The sequence below is a fragment of the Cloacibacillus sp. genome, assembly GCF_020860125.1.
Classification (GTDB): domain Bacteria; phylum Synergistota; class Synergistia; order Synergistales; family Synergistaceae; genus Cloacibacillus.
Genome location: NZ_JAJBUX010000055.1, coordinates 1 through 17211, shown reverse-complemented (window position 1 = coordinate 17211; position 17211 = coordinate 1). Strand labels below are relative to the sequence as shown.

Annotated in this window: 16 protein-coding genes; 8 read left to right on the top strand and 8 right to left on the bottom strand. The window is 57.3% G+C overall.

What is annotated here, in order from left to right:
- The first annotated feature begins 637 nt into the window (after positions 1–637).
- The 4 genes from cls (at position 638) to LIO98_RS07130 (ending at position 5484) form a co-directional block, all read left to right on the top strand.
- Entirely contained in the window at positions 638–2227 is a 1590-nt protein-coding gene (cls, locus tag LIO98_RS07145; RefSeq protein ID WP_291954767.1) for a cardiolipin synthase, read from the top strand.
- 1 nt (position 2228) lies between these two features.
- Positions 2229–3371 carry a metallophosphoesterase gene (locus LIO98_RS07140; protein ID WP_291954765.1) on the top strand — a complete coding sequence of 381 codons (1143 nt, stop codon included), beginning with the start codon at positions 2229–2231 and terminating at the stop codon, positions 3369–3371.
- A complete protein-coding gene (locus LIO98_RS07135) occupies positions 3372–4622 on the top strand; it encodes a ribonuclease H-like domain-containing protein (RefSeq protein WP_291954763.1) in 1251 nt (416 codons plus the stop codon). It begins immediately after the preceding gene.
- A 109-nt stretch (positions 4623–4731) separates the two neighbouring features.
- Complete coding sequence (locus tag LIO98_RS07130) at positions 4732–5484, top strand: DUF3800 domain-containing protein (RefSeq protein ID WP_066747917.1); 753 nt, start codon at positions 4732–4734, stop codon at positions 5482–5484.
- A gap of 76 nt (positions 5485–5560) precedes the next feature.
- Here LIO98_RS07130 and LIO98_RS07125 read toward each other — a convergent pair whose 3' ends face one another.
- A complete protein-coding gene (locus tag LIO98_RS07125) occupies positions 5561–5941 on the bottom strand; it encodes a nucleotidyltransferase domain-containing protein (RefSeq protein WP_291954757.1) in 381 nt (126 codons plus the stop codon).
- Between the two features lie 108 nt (positions 5942–6049).
- Between LIO98_RS07125 and argH the strand changes: the two genes are divergently transcribed.
- A complete protein-coding gene (gene argH / locus LIO98_RS07120; protein ID WP_363304101.1) occupies positions 6050–7498 on the top strand; it encodes an argininosuccinate lyase in 1449 nt (482 codons plus the stop codon).
- Positions 7499–7593: 95 nt separating this feature from the next.
- Here the strand turns inward: argH and LIO98_RS07115 are convergent, their stop codons facing one another.
- The 3 genes from LIO98_RS07115 to LIO98_RS07105 all read right to left on the bottom strand — a co-directional run bounded on the left by LIO98_RS07115 (position 7594) and on the right by LIO98_RS07105 (position 9382).
- Complete coding sequence (locus LIO98_RS07115) at positions 7594–8142, bottom strand: deaminase (protein WP_291954754.1); 549 nt, start codon at positions 8140–8142, stop codon at positions 7594–7596.
- An 85-nt stretch (positions 8143–8227) separates the two neighbouring features.
- On the bottom strand, positions 8228–8680 hold the full coding sequence (gene gspG, locus LIO98_RS07110; protein ID WP_281691789.1) for a type II secretion system major pseudopilin GspG: 453 nt from the start codon (positions 8678–8680) through the stop codon (positions 8228–8230).
- 48 nt (positions 8681–8728) lie between these two features.
- Entirely contained in the window at positions 8729–9382 is a 654-nt protein-coding gene (locus LIO98_RS07105; protein ID WP_291954746.1) for a cyclase family protein, read from the bottom strand.
- Between the two features lie 250 nt (positions 9383–9632).
- Here LIO98_RS07105 and LIO98_RS07100 point away from each other — a divergent pair, with 250 nt between their 5' ends.
- The 3 genes from LIO98_RS07100 to LIO98_RS07090 are packed head-to-tail and all read left to right on the top strand — an operon-like array spanning position 9633 to position 13035.
- Positions 9633–11567, top strand: a complete 1935-nt coding sequence (locus tag LIO98_RS07100; RefSeq protein ID WP_291954744.1) for an FAD-dependent oxidoreductase — start codon at positions 9633–9635, stop codon at positions 11565–11567.
- Between the two features lie 11 nt (positions 11568–11578).
- A complete protein-coding gene (locus LIO98_RS07095) occupies positions 11579–11869 on the top strand; it encodes a UxaA family hydrolase (protein ID WP_291954742.1) in 291 nt (96 codons plus the stop codon).
- Positions 11869–13035 carry a UxaA family hydrolase gene (locus LIO98_RS07090; RefSeq protein WP_291954739.1) on the top strand — a complete coding sequence of 389 codons (1167 nt, stop codon included), beginning with the start codon at positions 11869–11871 and terminating at the stop codon, positions 13033–13035. Before LIO98_RS07095 ends, LIO98_RS07090 begins: the two co-directional genes overlap by 1 nt.
- A 65-nt stretch (positions 13036–13100) precedes the next feature.
- On the opposite strand, the gene dctP (LIO98_RS07085) is transcribed toward LIO98_RS07090, so the two are convergent.
- The 4 genes from dctP (LIO98_RS07085) to LIO98_RS07070 form a co-directional block, all read right to left on the bottom strand.
- On the bottom strand, positions 13101–14105 hold the full coding sequence (dctP, locus tag LIO98_RS07085; RefSeq protein WP_291954737.1) for a TRAP transporter substrate-binding protein DctP: 1005 nt from the start codon (positions 14103–14105) through the stop codon (positions 13101–13103).
- A gap of 283 nt (positions 14106–14388) precedes the next feature.
- Positions 14389–15390, bottom strand: coding sequence for a TRAP transporter substrate-binding protein DctP (gene dctP, locus LIO98_RS07080; RefSeq protein ID WP_291954735.1), 1002 nt, complete (start codon positions 15388–15390; stop codon positions 14389–14391).
- A gap of 306 nt (positions 15391–15696) precedes the next feature.
- On the bottom strand, positions 15697–16383 hold the full coding sequence (locus LIO98_RS07075; RefSeq protein WP_291954732.1) for a zinc ribbon domain-containing protein: 687 nt from the start codon (positions 16381–16383) through the stop codon (positions 15697–15699).
- A 57-nt stretch (positions 16384–16440) separates the two neighbouring features.
- Complete coding sequence (locus LIO98_RS07070) at positions 16441–17127, bottom strand: FadR/GntR family transcriptional regulator (RefSeq protein ID WP_291954729.1); 687 nt, start codon at positions 17125–17127, stop codon at positions 16441–16443.
- Positions 17128–17211 lie beyond the last annotated feature (84 nt).

Below are 17211 nucleotides of genomic sequence, written 5' to 3'. Positions count from 1 at the left end.
GAAGGAGTGTTGCTCTGTATGGCGCGGGAACCGCGCCATACAGAGCCCGCGGCAAGAGCCGCGGGAGAAGCTAAGGTCAACTCTCCTCCACCGCCTGCGGCGGAGCCCTGATGTAACTACCAGCCGACTCGCACGAAATCAAAGATTTCGGCTCCCTGGCCGCCTCAGAGAGGGAGCCAAAATCTTTGGTAAATCGCAAGTTAACTTCTACTGGCTGAGCTGTGGATAAATAACGTCTTGTCTTTATTCCGTCTCCCCGGGCCTGACCCGGGGACCAGTGTCTTCGGGTTTGCCTCACGAAATGCGTGAGAAACAAAACGTAAGCCGCTAGACACCGGCTCGTGGGCCTGTGTGACAAGCCAAAAGCTAAACCGCCATTTATCGTCCTGCCTGTCAAGGCGAAGCTGCTGTCTGCCTCTGTCCCGTAGCTCCGGCCTCCGAGCCGGGGACCAGCGTCCCCGGGTTTGCCTCACGAAATGAGGGAGAAACAAAACGTAAGCCGCTGTTTATCTTTTTTCCTGCCCGAAGGAAATGTGATACTCGCCGAGGCGGAACGGCGCAAAAGAACATATATTCTGCCGATAAAATAATTCTTCGCATATAATATCTTAGAGGGAAGGAGTGTGGACTGACAAACATGAACAAAATCGGCAAATGGATAATCTGGGCCCTGATCGCGGCCTTTCTGCTCGGCTTTCTGCCGACGATAATAGATACGCTGGCGGATTTTTTTGTCCTTACGGAGGAGGGGCTCGGCGTAACGCAGCATTTTACGCGCACCTTTAACGAAATCGCCGCCACTATCGAGAGCTATATGTGGCATATCATCATCATCTATTCCATCATCATCGCCTTTATCATCTTTATGGAGGGGCAGAATCCCGACCGGACGATATTATGGATGCTCGTTCTCATTCTGGTGCCGGTTTTGGGCGTCGTCCTCTATCTTGTCCTTGGCCCGGATCTGCAGAGTATTCGCAACAGGCGGCTCTTCCGCCCAGCGAAGAAGTACAGTTTTGACCATTCGCCATTTAAGAAGGCGGCGGAGGATCAGTTTCTCATCGGCAGGATGCTGCACGCCTGCAGCGGCGCCGACCTTCTCATGCGCAACCGTGTGGAGATCCTGATAAACGGCGGCGAGACCTTCCCCGCGATGGAGGCGGCGATCGCCGGGGCGCGGAAATTCATCCACATGGAGTTTTTTATCATCCGCGACGACGCTCTCGGGCGCAAGATCGGCGGCCTGCTTATGGAGGCGGCGCGGCGCGGGGTCAAGGTGCGCGTTCTTTACGACGCGGTCGGCAGCTGGAGCCTCAAGGCCGGTTTTGTGAAGGAGCTTGAGGAGGCGGGCGTCGAGTGCCGCTCTTTTATGCCTGTTTCGCTGCCGCTCTTTCGCCGCAAGATGAATTTCCGCAACCACCGTAAGATTCTGGTGGTCGACCGCAGGGTGGCTTTCACCGGCGGCATAAATATCGGCGAGGAATACGAGGGCAAGGGGCCTCTCGGTTTCTGGCGCGACACCTTTGTGCGCCTCGAGGGCGAGGCGGTGCCGGCGCTGCACGCGATATTCCTCCACGACTGGTGCGTGCGCTCCGCGGACGACCCGGCCGCGATCTGCGAGGACCTTGATATCATAGTGAACGGCCTGCCGGTGAAGGACGACTATTCCGACCTGCCGGTGATCCCGCTGCAGGTCGTTGAGAGCGGCATCGACAGCGTCTGGCATTCGATCGCCAAGGGCTATTACGGGATGATTTCGCGCGCGCAGAGGCGCGTCTGGGTGACCTCGCCATATCTGGTGCCCGGCCCCGAGCTGATGAACGCGCTTATTGCCTCCTCGCTCTCGGGCGTCGACGTGCGTGTGATGATGCCCTCCGTCAAGGACCACTTCCTTGTCTTCTGGGGCAGCCGCAGCAATATCGAGCCGCTGCTGCGCGCGGGCGTGCGCGTATTTTTATACCAGGACGGATTCATCCACACTAAGTCGGTCGTCTCCGACAGCCGTATCGCCTCCGTCGGCACCTGCAACATGGATGTCCGCAGTCTCAATATCAATTTTGAAAACCAGCTTTTCATCTATGACCGGGAGATCGCGGAGTCTTTCGCGCGGCAGTTTGAGACCGACATGAAACGCTGCCGCGAACTTTTCATCGGCGAGTGGGAGAAACGCCCTCTCTGGCAGAAGCTGCTGGAGTCATTCGGACGCCTCTATTCGGCGCAGATATAGCATGAACGACAGGGTCTACTCGCGGCGCTTCTCCGAACATCCCGCCTTCTGGGTGGTCTGCGCCGTCGTTGTCACGGTTATCTACATATATATTTTTTTAAAGATAAACGAGGCGCAGCCTGGGGGCACCGCCGGAGTTATCTGGCTGATGTTCTGCGGCGCGATGACGGGGCTCTCATATCTCGCGCGGCGCACAAAACGCCTCCACCACGCGCAGCTGCGCCGCTGGACGGACAGGGCCGGCAGCCTCTGGCTGCTTTTCGTGCTATACAGCTTCTTCACCATTCTTGTCCTGGAGCTGGCCAGGCTGCTCATGGGAAGAGAGATAACGCCCGTATGGGCCGAGCTGGCGGCCTCTTTCGCCGTCTCCGCCGGTCTCATCGCGCTGGGAGTGAAGCAGGCCCACACGATACAGACGACGAAGATTACGATAGAGACGGAAAAACTGCCGCCTGGCGAGGAGCGGCTGCGCATCGTGCAGCTGACGGACCTACACCTCGGCCCCTATACCGGCGTCGCGCTGCTCGCGCAGATACTGCGGCGCGTGCGCGAGGCGGAACCGGATATGGTGGTGGTGACGGGCGACGTCGCCGACGGACGTCTTGAGGGGCGCGGGCGCGAGATCGCGATGTTCCGCCGCATCAGGCCGAGGTACGGGGTCTACGCCGTCACCGGCAACCACGACTATTATGACGATATCGACAGGGCGCTGGACTTCATGCGCCGCGCGGGGATGCGCGTGCTGCGCACGGAGGCGGTCTGCGCCGGCGGCATCGTCGTCGTTGGCGTCGACGACCGCGACCACCTCCGCGGGGACAAATGGGGGCTCTCCCGTTCGGAGACGGTGATCGTCAACACGCGGAGCCGTTTCCGCGATAAGTTCATGCTGCTGCTGCGCCACCGTCCCGTCGTCGAGATTGGCACGCAGGGGATGTTCGATCTCCAGCTTTCGGGCCATACGCACGGGGGACAGCTCTTTCCGCTCCTCTCCTCGCGGCTCTTCTTTCGCGGACATTCGCGGGGCTTTAAAAAACTTCAAAAGGGCAGTATACTCTATACGAGCAACGGCGCGGGATATGTCGGGCCTCCCGTGAGGCTCATGGCTCCGCCGGAGATTGTGGTGATAGATCTGGTGAGAAAATAATTGGCGCGTCCTCAGAGAGATAACCCGGAAAAATTCGGACGGCTTGATGGCCTTCTGCCGAAGGCGGAGGGAAGGATAAAGCCGAATCCCGCCTCCCTGCCGAAAGAGCTTGATATCGAAGGGCTGCCGGAGGGCCGCTGGATCGCGCGCGGCGTCTACCGCATGGAGCGCGAATTTGCCTATGGCCGCTGGTACGGCAAAAAGATGCTCGCCTCTCCCGCGGAGAGCGGGCGGACGCTGTGCCATTGGGGCGGGGACGCCGTTCCCGTCTTTCTCGACACCGAGACGACCGGCCTCTCTGGCGGCACTGGCACCTACGCCTTTCTCATCGGGCTGGGGCTCTGCGGCGGGGACTACTTCCGCGTCGTGCAGCTCTTCCTAGCCGGTCCCGCCTGGGAGCGGAGCTGGCTCGCCGCGATCGAGGCGGAGCTGCCGGAACGCTATGGCCTTGTGACGTACAACGGGCGCGCCTTCGACCTGCCGCTGCTGCGCACGCGCTATACGCTGGCCCGCGCGGTGCCCTCGTGGGGCGGCGCGCCGCATATGGATCTGCTCTCCCTCTCGCGCCACTTTTATAAGGGGAGGCTCTCTTCCTGCTCGCTCTCGTCGATAGAGAGAAACGTCCTTGGCCTGCGCCGCAGCGGCGAGGATGTCCCCGGCAGTGAAATACCCTGGATGTACACCCAATTCCTGCGCACGCAGGACGCGGGGCCGCTGCGCGGTATCTTCTACCACAACACCCTCGATATCGTCTCGCTCGCGGCGTTACAGATACACATCGCGGAGATGGCGCGCGGAGAATGTTCCTGCGCGGCCGATATGATACGCGCGGGCGACCTTTGGGCCGCGAAGGGCTTCCAGGAGGAGGCGCGCGCGGCCTGGGAGGGAGCGCTCGACTTTCGTCACGACCGCCACTTCGCGCTGCTGCGCCTCGCGGAGGCGGAACGCGCCGCGGGAAACTACGAGGCCGCCTACCGCTATTACGAAGAGTCGCTCGAGACGGAGCGCCGCCCCGTGCGCACGCTGGAGACGATGGCAAAGATAGAGGAGCACCGCTTCCGCCGCTGCGGGGACGCCCTGGCCCACGCCACGGAGGCGCTGCGGTGGCTTGAGAGCCACCGTATCTTCAAAGACCGCCAGTGGGAGGAGGATAGAAAAAACCTCGTGCACCGGATAGAGAGGTTAAAAAGAAAGCTCGCCGCCAAGGAGTGCGGCGAAGATGTATTTCCCGGCGATGGCGGGGAATTATGAAGGCGCTTTTACCAAGCAGGTCTTCCCGTGAGGTTCTTACCCTTACAAATATGATATAATGAAAAAGCCGTTTTTTTATTTAACGAATTTGAAGGGAAGCCTGTAGAGCATGTATGCTTTTATCGATACGTCAGGGGACATGAATTCAAAAGAAGAACAATATGTTGTTACCACAGCGGCAGTAATCAGAAAAGCTAAAATTCCCTCCCTGCTTTCCCAAATTTATAATTTAAAGAAAGGTATCCTGGAAAACGAAAGACAGGAAATAAAGGCTCAGTCCTTTATCAACGCTAGTACGCTGGCGCAGAATGGGGAGCCATTCAGTAAAAAATATACATTTATTGACAGATATGTACACGAGGTGCTGAGAGAATTTACATTTTTTGCCTTTTCAGCAAAGAATACTGTTCTCGGACTGAAACCTTTTGAGAGCGGGGGCGGATATTTGCCCAAACATTATAAACTTCTTCTGGAACGAATCAATTACCTGGCAAAATCTGAGAAAAAACAGGCTTTGATCCTTATAGACTATAGCTATAAAAACACGGACAGGAATATGGCGTTTGCTTTCAGCGATTATCTGTATAAATCCCTGAAAGGCTCCTCTTTGGGCAATATAATAGAATTTCCGCTTTTCGTGGACTCTGAGATGACGGAGGGAATCCAAGCGGCCGATGTGGGCGCGGGTATCCTGAGAAACTATTACACGTTGTTGGAGAAACAGTCCGGACTAGATGACAAAAAACTTTTATTCAAGTCTAAAGTCCAAGAATATTATGAAATCATTCGGGGGTGCTCACGAGATTTCAGAAATAATGGCAAAACCATTTATGGATTATATAAGGTGAGAAATGACGTTTGACATCAAGAGTTGTTTTTACTATACTGAATATGCTGTTATGGAGCTTCTGCTTCCATTTACGTGCCTACTGGTTCGTTCAGCGAGGGACAGTCGAAAGGCTGTCCCCTTTTATTCTTAACATGGGACGTAGATATTTCCCACGTGGAACATAGATCAACACCTCGTCTTTTTCAAGCTCTTCCAGGAAATCACCGTCCGGATTTTTTGTCGTCAGCAGATCCGGCTTTTTGGCGAGCGCCTCTTCTAGCTCAGAGTATAACCCGCCGAAGGTCATCAGGCTCTTTATACGGCTGGCCTCCACCCGCAGGTCTATGTCGCTGTTTGCCTTCGCTTCGCCGCGCGCGTAGGAACCGAAGAGATATATCGCCTCAATATCATACCTTGCGGCAACCGGAGCGACGAGCTCTTTTATCTCGTCTATCGTGTATATTTTATCCGTATATGAGATCTCAAACATATCCTTCGCCCCCTTTATTCGTTATAACAGCAGGCCGCCCTTTCTTCTATTTTTATATAATAGGCGAAATGATGTATAATTCATGCAAAATTTACACGAATTCGACACTTGCCGGATAATTGGAAGGGAGAGCTGCCCCTGATGTGGAAGGGCCGTTTTGCACAGGATACAGACGAAGCCGTCATAAACTTTACCCAGTCGCTGGACCTGGACTGGCGCATGGCCGCGGCGGATATCCGCGGGAGCATCGCGCATGTGAGGATGCTCGCGCACACCGGATTGCTCGACGCGAAAGAGGCCGGGACGATCGAAAAGAATCTGCGAGAGATCGCGGAAGAGATTAAGAGTGGAAACTTTACGCCTAAGGTCTCGCTTGAGGACGTGCATATGAACATCGAGTCGCGCCTCATCGAAAAATGCAGCGCGACGGGCGCGCGGCTGCATATGGGGCGCAGCCGCAACGATCAGGTCAACACCACCGTGCGGCTCTATCTGCGCAAAGAGCTGCTGGGGATATGGGCGGGGCTTGAGGCGCTGATCTCCGTACTTCTCAAAAAGGCCGAGGAGCACGCCGACGTCGTCGTGCCCGGCTATACGCATCTTCAGCAGGCGCAGCCCATCTCGATGGGACAGTTCTGGATGGCGCACGCGCAGGCTTTCATGCGCGACGCGAAGCGGCTTTCCGCCGCCTACGAGGCGGTAGACGAATCGCCGCTCGGCTGCGGGGCGCTCGCCGGTTCCACTCTGCCGCTTGACCGCGAATTTACGCGCGCCGACATGGGTTTCTCGCGTCTCACGGAAAACAGCATGGACACCGTCGCCCACCGTGACCATTTCCTGGATATACTTTACTTCGCGGCGGTCTTCGGCGGCCACGCCAGCCGCCTCTCCGAGGATCTCATCATCTACTTCACCACCGAATTCGGCTGGGTCAAGCTGCCGGACTCATTCTGCACCGGCTCCAGCATTATGCCGCAGAAGAAGAATCCCGACGTGCTGGAGATTCTGCGCGGCAAGGCGGGGCAGCTTTCGGGCGCGCTCGTCGATCTGCTGACGATGACGAAGGGCATACCGCTTACCTATAACCGCGACCTGCAGGACGATAAGCGCAGCCTCTTCCGCACCCTTGACTGTCTTAAGGGGATTTTTTCCGTATTACCGGCGCTGCTCTCGCAGGTGGAGATAGACGAGGAAAGGGCCGGCCGCGGCTTTGCCGACGGCCTCATCCTCGCCACCGACGTCGCGGAATACCTGGTGCTGCGCGGCGTACCCTTCCGCAGCGCCCACGAAAAGGTGGGACACGCCGTGCGCTGGTGTCTCGAACAGGAGCGGCCGATGGACAAATTGACGCTTGCGGAGTGGCAGGCGCTGATACCGGAGGCGGAGGAGGGGCTGCTGCCGCTGCTCTCGCCGCGGCGTTCGATGGAGCGCCGCGATACCGCCGGAGGCACCTCCCCGCGGCAGGTGCGGGCGCAGATCGCGCGCGCGAAGGAAAAACTCGACGCCTTTGAGAGAGAGATGGCGGAATACAGAGAAAAGCTGCCCGACATGCTGTAGGTGCGGTCGCTACGCGCACTTCCGGTAAAACCAGCGTAAAACATAAAAAGGGCGGGGATATCCCCGCCCTCAGCTCTCTTTTATTTTCCGCGGGGCTACATCCCCGGATAGTCGAAGTCCTGTACCGCCATTTCGCCGTAGAGGCGTTCAAGCTCTTTTATCTCTTTCGCCAGCTCCACCGCGTTGGCCTCTTTCGCGGCCTCTTTTTTTAGGTCGTATTTTTTGAAGAAGGCGTTTTCGCTGCGCGCGCCGTTCGCGCCGAAGACCTCTTTGTACATCATGAGGTCTACGGGCATGCCGAACTCTTTTTCGACGTCGTCGTAGCCGAAGAGCACCCATATCTCATGGAAACCGGCCCAGGAGATCGCCGAGATGCACATGGAGCAGGGGTCGTGGCTCGCGACAAAGATGCAGTCCGCGGGGTCGGGATGGCCGCCGTCGGCGAAGAAGCGCTGAATGGTGTCGATCTCGCCGTGGTAGATAGGGTTGGCCTGACGGTTGTTGCTGCCGGCGGTTATCACCCGGCAGCTCTCTTTATCGAGCACAAGGCCGCCGAATACGTGGTTGCCGGCCGCCACCTCTTTTCGCGTGAGCGGTATGAGGTTTTCTTTGATCGCTTTAAGTATGAGCTGCGGTTTGTTCATTATATCCACATCCTTCTCGCCGGAGGCGCACGTTAATGTGCCATCCGGACAAAATCAGGGAAGCTTTCAGACGCTGCGCCGCCCTTTATTCCCAATTCGTGATGTCAGCGTTGGCGCCGCTGCCGCCCTCCTGCCCGTCCGCGCCGTAGGAGAGGATGTCAAAGTCGCCGTGCTCTCCCGGGGCGGTGTAGACAAATTCGCGCCCCCAGGCGTCCTTCGGGACCTTTTTCATGTAGCCGCCTTTTTTGTAGTTCAGCGGTTCTGGCGGCATCGTGGGTTCTTTTACAAGAGCCTCCAGCCCCTGGGAGGTGGTCGGATAGAAGCCGTTGTCGAGGTAGTAGAGGCCGAGAACCTGTTCAAGCTGGGCGATCTGTGTCTGGGTCGTCTTGCGCTTCGCCTCGTCACTCTGTCCCATGAGCCGTGGCCCGACGAGCGCGGAGAGCAGGCCGATGATGACGACGACGACCATGATCTCAATCAGGGTAAAGCCCCGTCTTTTTTTCAGCAGTTTTTTATCGTTGTCTCTCAATGTACGCACCTCCAGAGTTCTTTGTATATCACCGTATCCATATTAACCTCCCGCACGCTATTTTTCAAGCACGGCCATGACGCGCACCGGCGCGCCGTCGGTACCTTTGAGCGCCAGCGGCAGCGCCGTGAGGCAGAAGGGGGTTTTGAAGGGGAGCTGCCGCAGTCCGCGCAGGTTTTCCAGGACGACCATGCCGTTTCCTAGAATTGTCTTGTGCACGGGGCATTCCGCGCTTTTAACGGGGTCTACCGATATCGCGTCGACGCCGATCCCTTTGAGTTCCTGTTCCGCGAGGGCGCGCGCCGCCGCCTGCGAGAGTACGGGGAATCCTTCAAGATAGCCGTCCTCTCCCATCTTGTCACAATAGCCGGTGTGGAGCAGCAAAAAATCGGCCGCCGCCATCTCCTCCCTGGTGAGGCCGAGGTCGGATATTTCGATCTCGCGTCCCGCGCAGCCGCTGACGTCGGCGATCACCGCAAAGCCGAAAAAGGTTTCGCCGGGCAGTTCGTCGAGGCATGCGCCGCCTGCGAGCATATGGGCCGGTGCGTCCATGTGTGTGCCGGTATGCGAGGACATCGTGATTTTTTTGGAGCGGCACCCCTCCTCCTCAATTTTCATGAGCTCTTTGATCTCAGGGGAGATGTCCCCCGGAAATACCTGCATAGAGTCCTCGATCGGCCAGCCTAAGTCTATTACGCGCAAATCGTTCATCCTCCCAAGCAGCCGCCGGTCCTATGCGTTTCTTATAACCGCATGTTTTTGCCGGTGCGCTGAATTGGCGAAAAATATATACATCCTGGCTGAACTGTGCAAAATAATATTCAGCCTTTTTACCTTAGGCAAAGGTGTGTAATAAATCCGCCGACCATAGTATAATTAAAAAGTTATGGCTAAGCTACTAGAACTTGGAGGAATTTCTGTGTTCACCTTTTTGATAACTTCAATAATATTTTTTTTGACGATGGCATCGGATAATGCCTTTGCCGCCGATGTTCTGCGCTTTGACGTCGCGGTGATCGGAGCGGGGACCGGCGGCTCGGCGGCGGCGATCCAGGCCGCGCGCATGGGGATGGATGTCGCGCTTATAGAGGAATCGGACTGGATCGGCGGCCAGATGACGGGCGCCGCGGTCTCGACGATGGACGACGTGCGCCGCACGCGCACGGGGATATACAACGAGTTTATCACGCGCGTGCGCGAGTATTACGCGCAGCGGAATACGCCCGTGAACCTCTGCTACTGGGGCTCTGACACGATCGCCTTTGAACCCTGGGTCGGGCAGAAGATCCTTACGGATATGATAAAGGAGAGCGGGAAGGTATCTCTCTTTCTTGAGTCGCGCGTGCTGAAGGCCAAGACGGAGAAAAACAAGGTCGTCTCCGCCATCGTCGAGAGCGGCGGCGAAAAGACGACGATAGCGGCGAAGGTCTTTATCGACGCCACCGAGACCGGTGACTTTATCCCCCTCACAGGAGCGCGCTACCGCGTGGGCAACAGCATCGCGCCGAAGGTGGACAAGGAGAGCGTGATTCAGGATATCACCTATGTCGCGGTGGTAAAGAGGTATCCCGAGGGGCTGCCGCCGGAGCTGCGGCTGACGAGGCGTCCTCCCGGATACGAGGATTTTCTGCCCCATTTCCGCAAGGTGATCACGAAGGACGGCAGCTGGTGGCCGGGGGAGTATCCCTTCAACGTGCCGGTGCATAACGCCTACCGCGCGATGCCGGATATCACCAACCCCGACCGTGAAAGGATAGACGGCGGCCTCTCCGGGACGTGGCCGCTAATATCACGCACCGGTGTGAACTGGGCTAACGATTATCCCGGACGGAAGTTCGGCGCGGCGGGAATGTCGGTGAAGTATCTTGAGGATAAGAAGTTCCGCCGTGAGGCGGAGCGCAGGGCGATGACGGAGACGCTGGCCTTTATATTTTATATGCAGACTGAGCTCGGCATGGAGGACTGGTCGGTGGACGACCGCCAGGGATACGGCAGGTATTTCAGCAATAACTGGCGGGATTGGAAGGAGATGCCGGCGGAGTTCGTTCCCGTGCTGACGCATTTTCCCCCCTTCCCTTACGTGCGTGAGAGCCGCCGCATCGTCGGCTTGACGACGATGACGGTCAAAGATGTCGAACGCGACCGGGTGCTGAGACGGATGCTCAAGACAAACCCCTACAGCATAGCGCTGGGCGAGTATCCCACCGATATCCACGGCCTGCGCGAGCCGCAGTATCTCGACCGGGACCTCGGCGAGCGCGCGGAGGAGATACCGGCGGATACAGAGTGGAAGGGCGGTCTCTTTCAGATCCCGATGGGCGTGCTGATCCCCGAGAAGGTCGACGGCCTGCTTGCCGCGGAGAAGAATATCTCGGTCTCGCGTATCGTCAACGGCTCGACGCGCCTTCAGCCCGTCACGATGCTGACCGGCCAGGCCGCCGGCGCACTTGCCGCCGAGGCGGTGCGGCGGAATGTCGAGCCGCGCGCAGTGCACCCGATCGACGTCCAATGGCGTCTCCTTGAGGCGAAGGATAAGCTCTCGCTCTTCAACTTTGAGGACGTGCCCGTGGATTCGCTTTGGTGGCGCGGCGTCGAGCTCTCGGTGATCTATGATTACATGGACCCGGCCTCCGAGACGATATACGGCGTGGATCAGGAGATGCACTGGCTCGAGGTGCGCGACGCCTTTCGCCGCGCCTTCGGGCGGATGGAATTTCCCCCGCGCGAATACGAGGCGGTGGTGACGCTTGACGATTTCGGACAGTGGATCAGCGAGCTGTTTGGGGATGACGCGAATAGATATGAGGGCGTCCTCCGGCGTTTCCAGGGCGGCGATGTGATGAGGAAGGGCCAGCTGGCCGCCGCCGTCGCCGAGATAAAACTTTTGAAGGACTGAGGTCGGATATTTTGGCGCAGAAAAAGATCGACGCGATCCTGGTCTCCATCCGCGACTCCGTCACGATCGTCAACCGCCCCGTCAGGCGGGGCGAAGTGCTTGCCTATATGAACGGCGGCGATATGATGGAGATCACCGCGGCGGACGACATCCCGATTTACCATAAGATAGCGCTGCTGCCCATACGCGCTGGAGAGCCGGTCCTCAAGTATGGAGAGCGTATCGGACACGCGACGCGGGATATTCCCGCGGGGGCCCATGTCCACAGCCACAACCTGACGGACATGGGGGAGGAGGGCTGATGATGAAGTTCCTCGGATACCGGCGGCCGGAGGGCCGCGCGGGGGTGCGCAACCTCGTCGTCGTTATGCCGGGAGTGCTCTGTTCCTCGTCGGCGGCGCAGAAGATCGTCAGCGCCGTCCCCGGGACGACCTTTTTATATAATCATAACGGCTGCGGGCAGTCGCCCTCGGATACCGAACACACGCTGGAGGTGCTCTCCGGCCTTCTCGCCAACGGCAATGTCTACGGCGCGCTCATCGTCGGCCTCGGCTGCGAGGCGACGCAGCGCGGGCTCTATATGGAGGCGGTCCTGGCGAAGAGCCGCAAGCCTCTGCATTACATCTCCATCCATGAGGAGGGCGGCGTCGGCGGCGCGGTCGCGGAGGGTGTGAAGATCGCCGGACGGCTTGTCGAGGAGGCGCGGCGGCTGGAGCGCGAAGAGATCGATATTTCGGAGCTGATTCTCGCTCTTGAGTGCGGCGGTTCGGACCCTACCTCGGGGATATCGGCCAACGTCGTGCTGGGAGACCTTTCCGACCGTCTTGTTGATATGGGGGCTACGGTGGTGCTCAGCGAGACCTCGGAGGCGATCGGCGCGGAAAATATCCTGCTCGCGCGAGGCCGCACGCCAGAGGTCGGACGCCGCCTCCGCGAGATGGTCAGAAAATGGGACCGCGATATAAAGGAACAGACCGGCGCCGACATACGGCTGACGAACCCGACTCCGGGCAACATCGCCGCCGGCCTCACGACGCTCTCGGAGAAGTCCCTTGGCTGCATACATAAGAGCGGAACACGTCCGTTCGAGGGCGTGCTCGCCTCCGGCGAGTACATAAGGGGGCGCGGGCTCTATTACATGGACACGACGGCCTACGACTGCGGTTCGATCACCGCGAAGATCGCGGGCGGCGCGCAGGTGGTGGCCTTCACCACAGGGATGGGTAACCCAGTCGGCAGCCCCATCGCGCCGGTGATAAAGATCACCGGCAACCGGGCGACCTTTGAAAAACATAACGACATGATAGATTTTGATACCTCGGCGAGTATCAGCGGCGAAAAAAGCGTCGGCGAGCTTAGCGGAGAGCTGCTGGATCTTACTGTGGCGGTCTGCGGCGGCAGGGAGACGAAGGCCGAGATAAACGAGTCAGGCGTCGTCTTCGTAAACCAGCGCCACAGCTGCGGCTAGGGTGCAGAATAAGCAGGAGGGGCCTTCCCGTTGTGGGAGGCCCCTCTTTTGCCGTACACGGCGGACTAATTTTTTACGTTTATCAGAAAATGTTTCCGGGCGTCGTTCATAAGCTGGCGCCCCATTACTGGCTCAAGGTTCTTCCAGTTTTCCACTATCGCCTGGCGCAGAGGCAGCAGCTCGGCGTCGCTGTAGGTAAAGACCTCTATGCCGTTTTGCCGCATCAGCTCGTGATTTCTCCTGTCGTTATGTTTCGCCTGAGCGATGGATTTCGCCGAGGCGCGCCCCACCTCGCCGTAGATTATCGCGATATCCTCCTCGCTGAGCCTGTCCCAGGTCTTGGCGCTCATGAGGTAGGATTCCACCGCCTGCGAGTAGTTGAGCTGGTACCAATATTTCATGGTACCTTTGAGGTTGGTGAAGGCCGCGTCCGCGGATATTGAGGATACGGCGTCGCACCGCCCCTCGTCCAGCGCGCAGGCGGCGTCGGCGTACTGTACCGAGACAGTCCGGTATCCCTGGGCCTCGATCGCCGCCTTATATATGTGCATAAGGGGGACGCGCACGAGAACACCCTTGTTGGACTCGGGGTCCAGCGGGTCGTTTATCGGTTTGACAGAGGCAATGCCTGTTAGCCCCTCGATGTTGAAGCCCAGCAGTTTCACTCCGAGGCGCGTGTTGTACTCCTCCATCTTCTGAGAGAGCCAGCTGTCAAGGCGGAAGGCCTTTTTGACCGCGTTATAGTTGATGAAGGGGTTGAGGTAGACGAGTTCGAGGCGCGGGTCGAACTGGCTCGGGATGGATATCAGCGCCATGTCGAGAGCTCCGCGCATAAGGTCCTCGTAGATGATCGTGTAGTCCCCGAGCACGTTCGCGGGGTAGACCTCTATGCTTACGCGCCCGCCGGTCCTTGACTGTACGCCGTCGGCGATCTCGCGCATCAGCTTGGTGGCGCTGTGCTCCTCGGGAAACTGTCCCGCGAAGCGCAGGGTGATCTCCGCGGCCGCGGCGGGAGAAGAAATAAAGATGAGCAGCATTACTGAACAGAGTATGTTTTTTAGGCCTGTCATAGCGGTATTATTCTTTCCTTTCTATTTGTTTCACGGCGGTCCTTTGGGACCGCTGTAATTTGCAGTATCTCTTTTTGAGCGGAGGCGCAGTTTAAAAAAATGCGCTTTTTCTTTATATCATAGATTTATCCGTTCTGCCAGGGTAATAAAAGCGTAATTGTCCTTTTCTGGTTTGACAGGCGTGGACGGGAAAATAATAACTGGGTGAAAGCATAATAAAGTCGCTCCGCCGCGTAATGAAACGCGGCGGAGCGACTTGTTTTTATCTTATCTGTTTTTCGGCCTATTTTTCCCTTATCGGAAAATGTTTTCTCGCCTCGTTCATGAGCTGAACGCCCATTACCGGCTCAAGCTGCTTCCAGTTCTCCATTACCGCCCGGCGCAGCGGCAGCAGTTCGGCCTCGCTGTAGGTGAAGACCTGTACGCCGTTCCTCTTCATCTGCTCAAGGTTCCGTTTATCGTTCTGCTGCGCCTGCTCGATGGATTTCGCGGAGGCCTTGGCCACCTCCTCATAGATCGCCTTAAGGTCCTCCTCGCTGAGCTTATCCCAGCTCTTCGCGCTCATGAGGTAGGACTCCGTCTCCTGCGAGTAGTCGAGCTGGTACCAATATTTCATGATGCCGCCAAGGTCCGCCAGCGCCGCGCCCGTCGATATCGAGGATACGGCGTCACAGGTGCCGTCCTGCATGGAGCGCGCGATGTCCGAGTAGGGCAGCGCGATCGTCCGGTAGCCCTGCGCCTCCGCCGCCGACTTGTAGACATTCATGAAGGGAACGCGCGCGAGCACGCCTTTATTGACGTTGGGGTCTAGCGGTTTGCGCACCGCTTTCTTGGAGGCGATGCCCGTGAGCCCCTCGATGTTGAAGCCGAGGAACTTTACGCCGAGGCGCGTGTTATATTCGTTCATCTTCTTTGAGAGCCAGCTCCCCGGCTGAAATTCTTTTTTCAGCACCCCGTAGTTTGCGAAGGCGTTGAGGTAGACGAGCTCAAGGCGAGGGTCAAACTGGCTGGGTACGGAGATGAGGGCCATATCGACCGCGCCTCGCATCAAATCCTCATAGATTATCGTATAGTCGCCGAGCTTGTTGGCGGGGAATACCTCTATCTCGACGCGTCCGTCCGTCTTGGCCTTTACGCCGTCGGCTATCTCATACATGAATTTGGTCGCGCTGTGGTCCTTGGGAAATTGTCCCGCGAAGCGCAGCTTCACCTCGGCGGCTTCGGAGCAGGTGGCGAGAAACAGAAACAGGAAAAGTACACAGAGCGAATTTTTGAAACTTTTCATAGCAAAAACCTCTCCTTTATGTTATTTGAATTGCCTGTAATTTTGATTACCCGCGCCGCGGATTCGGTGGCTTCCGCAGGGCCGGTAAACTCGCCGGGAACCGTTACGATTTTAGCATGGATATCAACGCGGCGCCAATGCCTCGGATGTACGCTGCGGGGCAGACGCATGATTCAGCCGTAAATGTTAGTGCCGCTAAATATTCGTCAAAAGACTTGGTGCGTTGTCCTGGATATGCGTTACACCCGAAAACCATGTCAGTCAGAAATAATCCCCCACCCATAGGCGGGGGAAATTATGCCGTTTTCAGTCCCGCTTCGACCGCCACCGTTTAAGTCCAGGCAGGAGCCGCCGCATCATCTCGCGCGCGCCGTCGGCGGTGATTTCCGGGTGCGCCGCCGACATGTGAGGGATGCAGAGCTCGATCATCTCATCCAGCGTAACATCGGCGGTGAATCTTCCATCCGTCATACAGTAGTGGCAGTAGTCGCCGCTTTTGCTACAGTCGGCCTCCGTGCCGTGCTGCTCTTCGGAGGTCAGCGGCATGCCGCAGCTCTGGCAGTACCGGCAGAGGCACCGGCCGTCGGAGGCGCGCCAGGTGACGAAATCTCCGTCGACATAGATGGTCGCCTCGAGCGCGTCAAACTGCAGTACGCAGTATTCAGGGTCCTCCGGCCCGCCGGGGAAATGCGCTGTGTACCAGTCCTTCCACAGGCTTTTTTTGAAGCCCTCGTCCTCCACGATCTTTATCGTTCCCGTCATGGTGACGCTGTCTTTTTCATCGCCGTATGAGACTCCGGCCTTGGGGTTTTTCATAAAGTGGGCCGTCTTGCGCGAACTCGTCCCCGTAGCGAAAAACACCCTTCTCATTCCTTCATTTCCTGCCTTGCTCATCACGCAGATCCGCGGGAAGCCGTCCTCGTTTATTGACGCGAGCGACAAGACCTCGCATCTTTCGAGCAGCGCCGCCGCCTTTTCTTCGATCGCAGCCATTTATATTCCTCCATTCCGGTGGTCTCGCGGTATTTCAGACCGCAGATATCTTAAAGACTATTTTATAAGCCTCATCGCTCTTTCGAGATGAGAGATCATGGCCAGCCGCGCCTCTTCCGGCCTTTTATTCAGGATGGCGGTTATGACCTTTTCCTGATCGTTGATGAGATTGGTGATGTCCGCCGGAGGCAGATTGTCAAAACTCGCGTGGTGCGCGTCTATTTCAGCCTTTATTGATGAAAGCATATGCAGCAGCAAGGAATTCTTACTCATACGGATGACTGTGTCGTGGAAGAGGTAATGTATCCTGTTTTGTTCGGCGATGTCGCAGCTCTCGGCGCAGCGGCTCATCCGCAGGAGTTCGTTTAACTCGCCGATGTCGCCCTCCGTCACCCGCAGGGCCGCCCAATAGACGCTCTGCGATTCCAGCAGGGTGCGTATCTCATATATCTCCATTACGGAGGCGTTCCTGTAGCCGATATCTATCACCTCAAGCGAGAGGATGCGGCTTATCGCGTCCTCCGCAAGGAAGGTTCCCTGCCCCGGGCAGGAGGTGAGGACGTTCATATTATTCAAGATTTTAACGGCTTCCCTTATTGAATTCCTGCTGACGGAAAATGCCGATGCAAGCTCATTTTCACTGGGGATCTTGCCGCCGGGCTCCCATGCTCCATCTTTTATTAGTTTCAGCATCTCGTCTAAAATAGACTGGGTCAATGTGACTCTTGAAATAGCCTGAATCATGGAAACACTCCTTTCATCATCTTTATTTTAACATCATAAAAGGCTTAATATAAAATATATTTAAGGAATATCTGACTATATATA

Excerpts from the sequence above, each read along its gene's own strand:
- cls (WP_291954767.1), top strand. The coding sequence starts at position 638 with ATGAACAAAATCGGCAAATGGATAATCTGGGCCCTGATCGCGGCCTTT.
- LIO98_RS07140 (WP_291954765.1), top strand. The coding sequence starts at position 2,229 with ATGAACGACAGGGTCTACTCGCGGCGCTTCTCCGAACATCCCGCCTTC.
- LIO98_RS07130 (WP_066747917.1), top strand. The coding sequence starts at position 4,732 with ATGTATGCTTTTATCGATACGTCAGGGGACATGAATTCAAAAGAAGAA.
- LIO98_RS07125 (WP_291954757.1), bottom strand. The coding sequence starts at position 5,941 with ATGTTTGAGATCTCATATACGGATAAAATATACACGATAGACGAGATA.
- LIO98_RS07115 (WP_291954754.1), bottom strand. The coding sequence starts at position 8,142 with ATGAACAAACCGCAGCTCATACTTAAAGCGATCAAAGAAAACCTCATA.
- LIO98_RS07105 (WP_291954746.1), bottom strand. The coding sequence starts at position 9,382 with ATGAACGATTTGCGCGTAATAGACTTAGGCTGGCCGATCGAGGACTCT.
- LIO98_RS07100 (WP_291954744.1), top strand. The coding sequence starts at position 9,633 with ATGGCATCGGATAATGCCTTTGCCGCCGATGTTCTGCGCTTTGACGTC.
- LIO98_RS07090 (WP_291954739.1), top strand. The coding sequence starts at position 11,869 with ATGATGAAGTTCCTCGGATACCGGCGGCCGGAGGGCCGCGCGGGGGTG.
- dctP (WP_291954737.1), bottom strand. The coding sequence starts at position 14,105 with ATGACAGGCCTAAAAAACATACTCTGTTCAGTAATGCTGCTCATCTTT.
- dctP (WP_291954735.1), bottom strand. The coding sequence starts at position 15,390 with ATGAAAAGTTTCAAAAATTCGCTCTGTGTACTTTTCCTGTTTCTGTTT.
- LIO98_RS07075 (WP_291954732.1), bottom strand. The coding sequence starts at position 16,383 with ATGGCTGCGATCGAAGAAAAGGCGGCGGCGCTGCTCGAAAGATGCGAG.
- LIO98_RS07070 (WP_291954729.1), bottom strand. The coding sequence starts at position 17,127 with ATGATTCAGGCTATTTCAAGAGTCACATTGACCCAGTCTATTTTAGAC.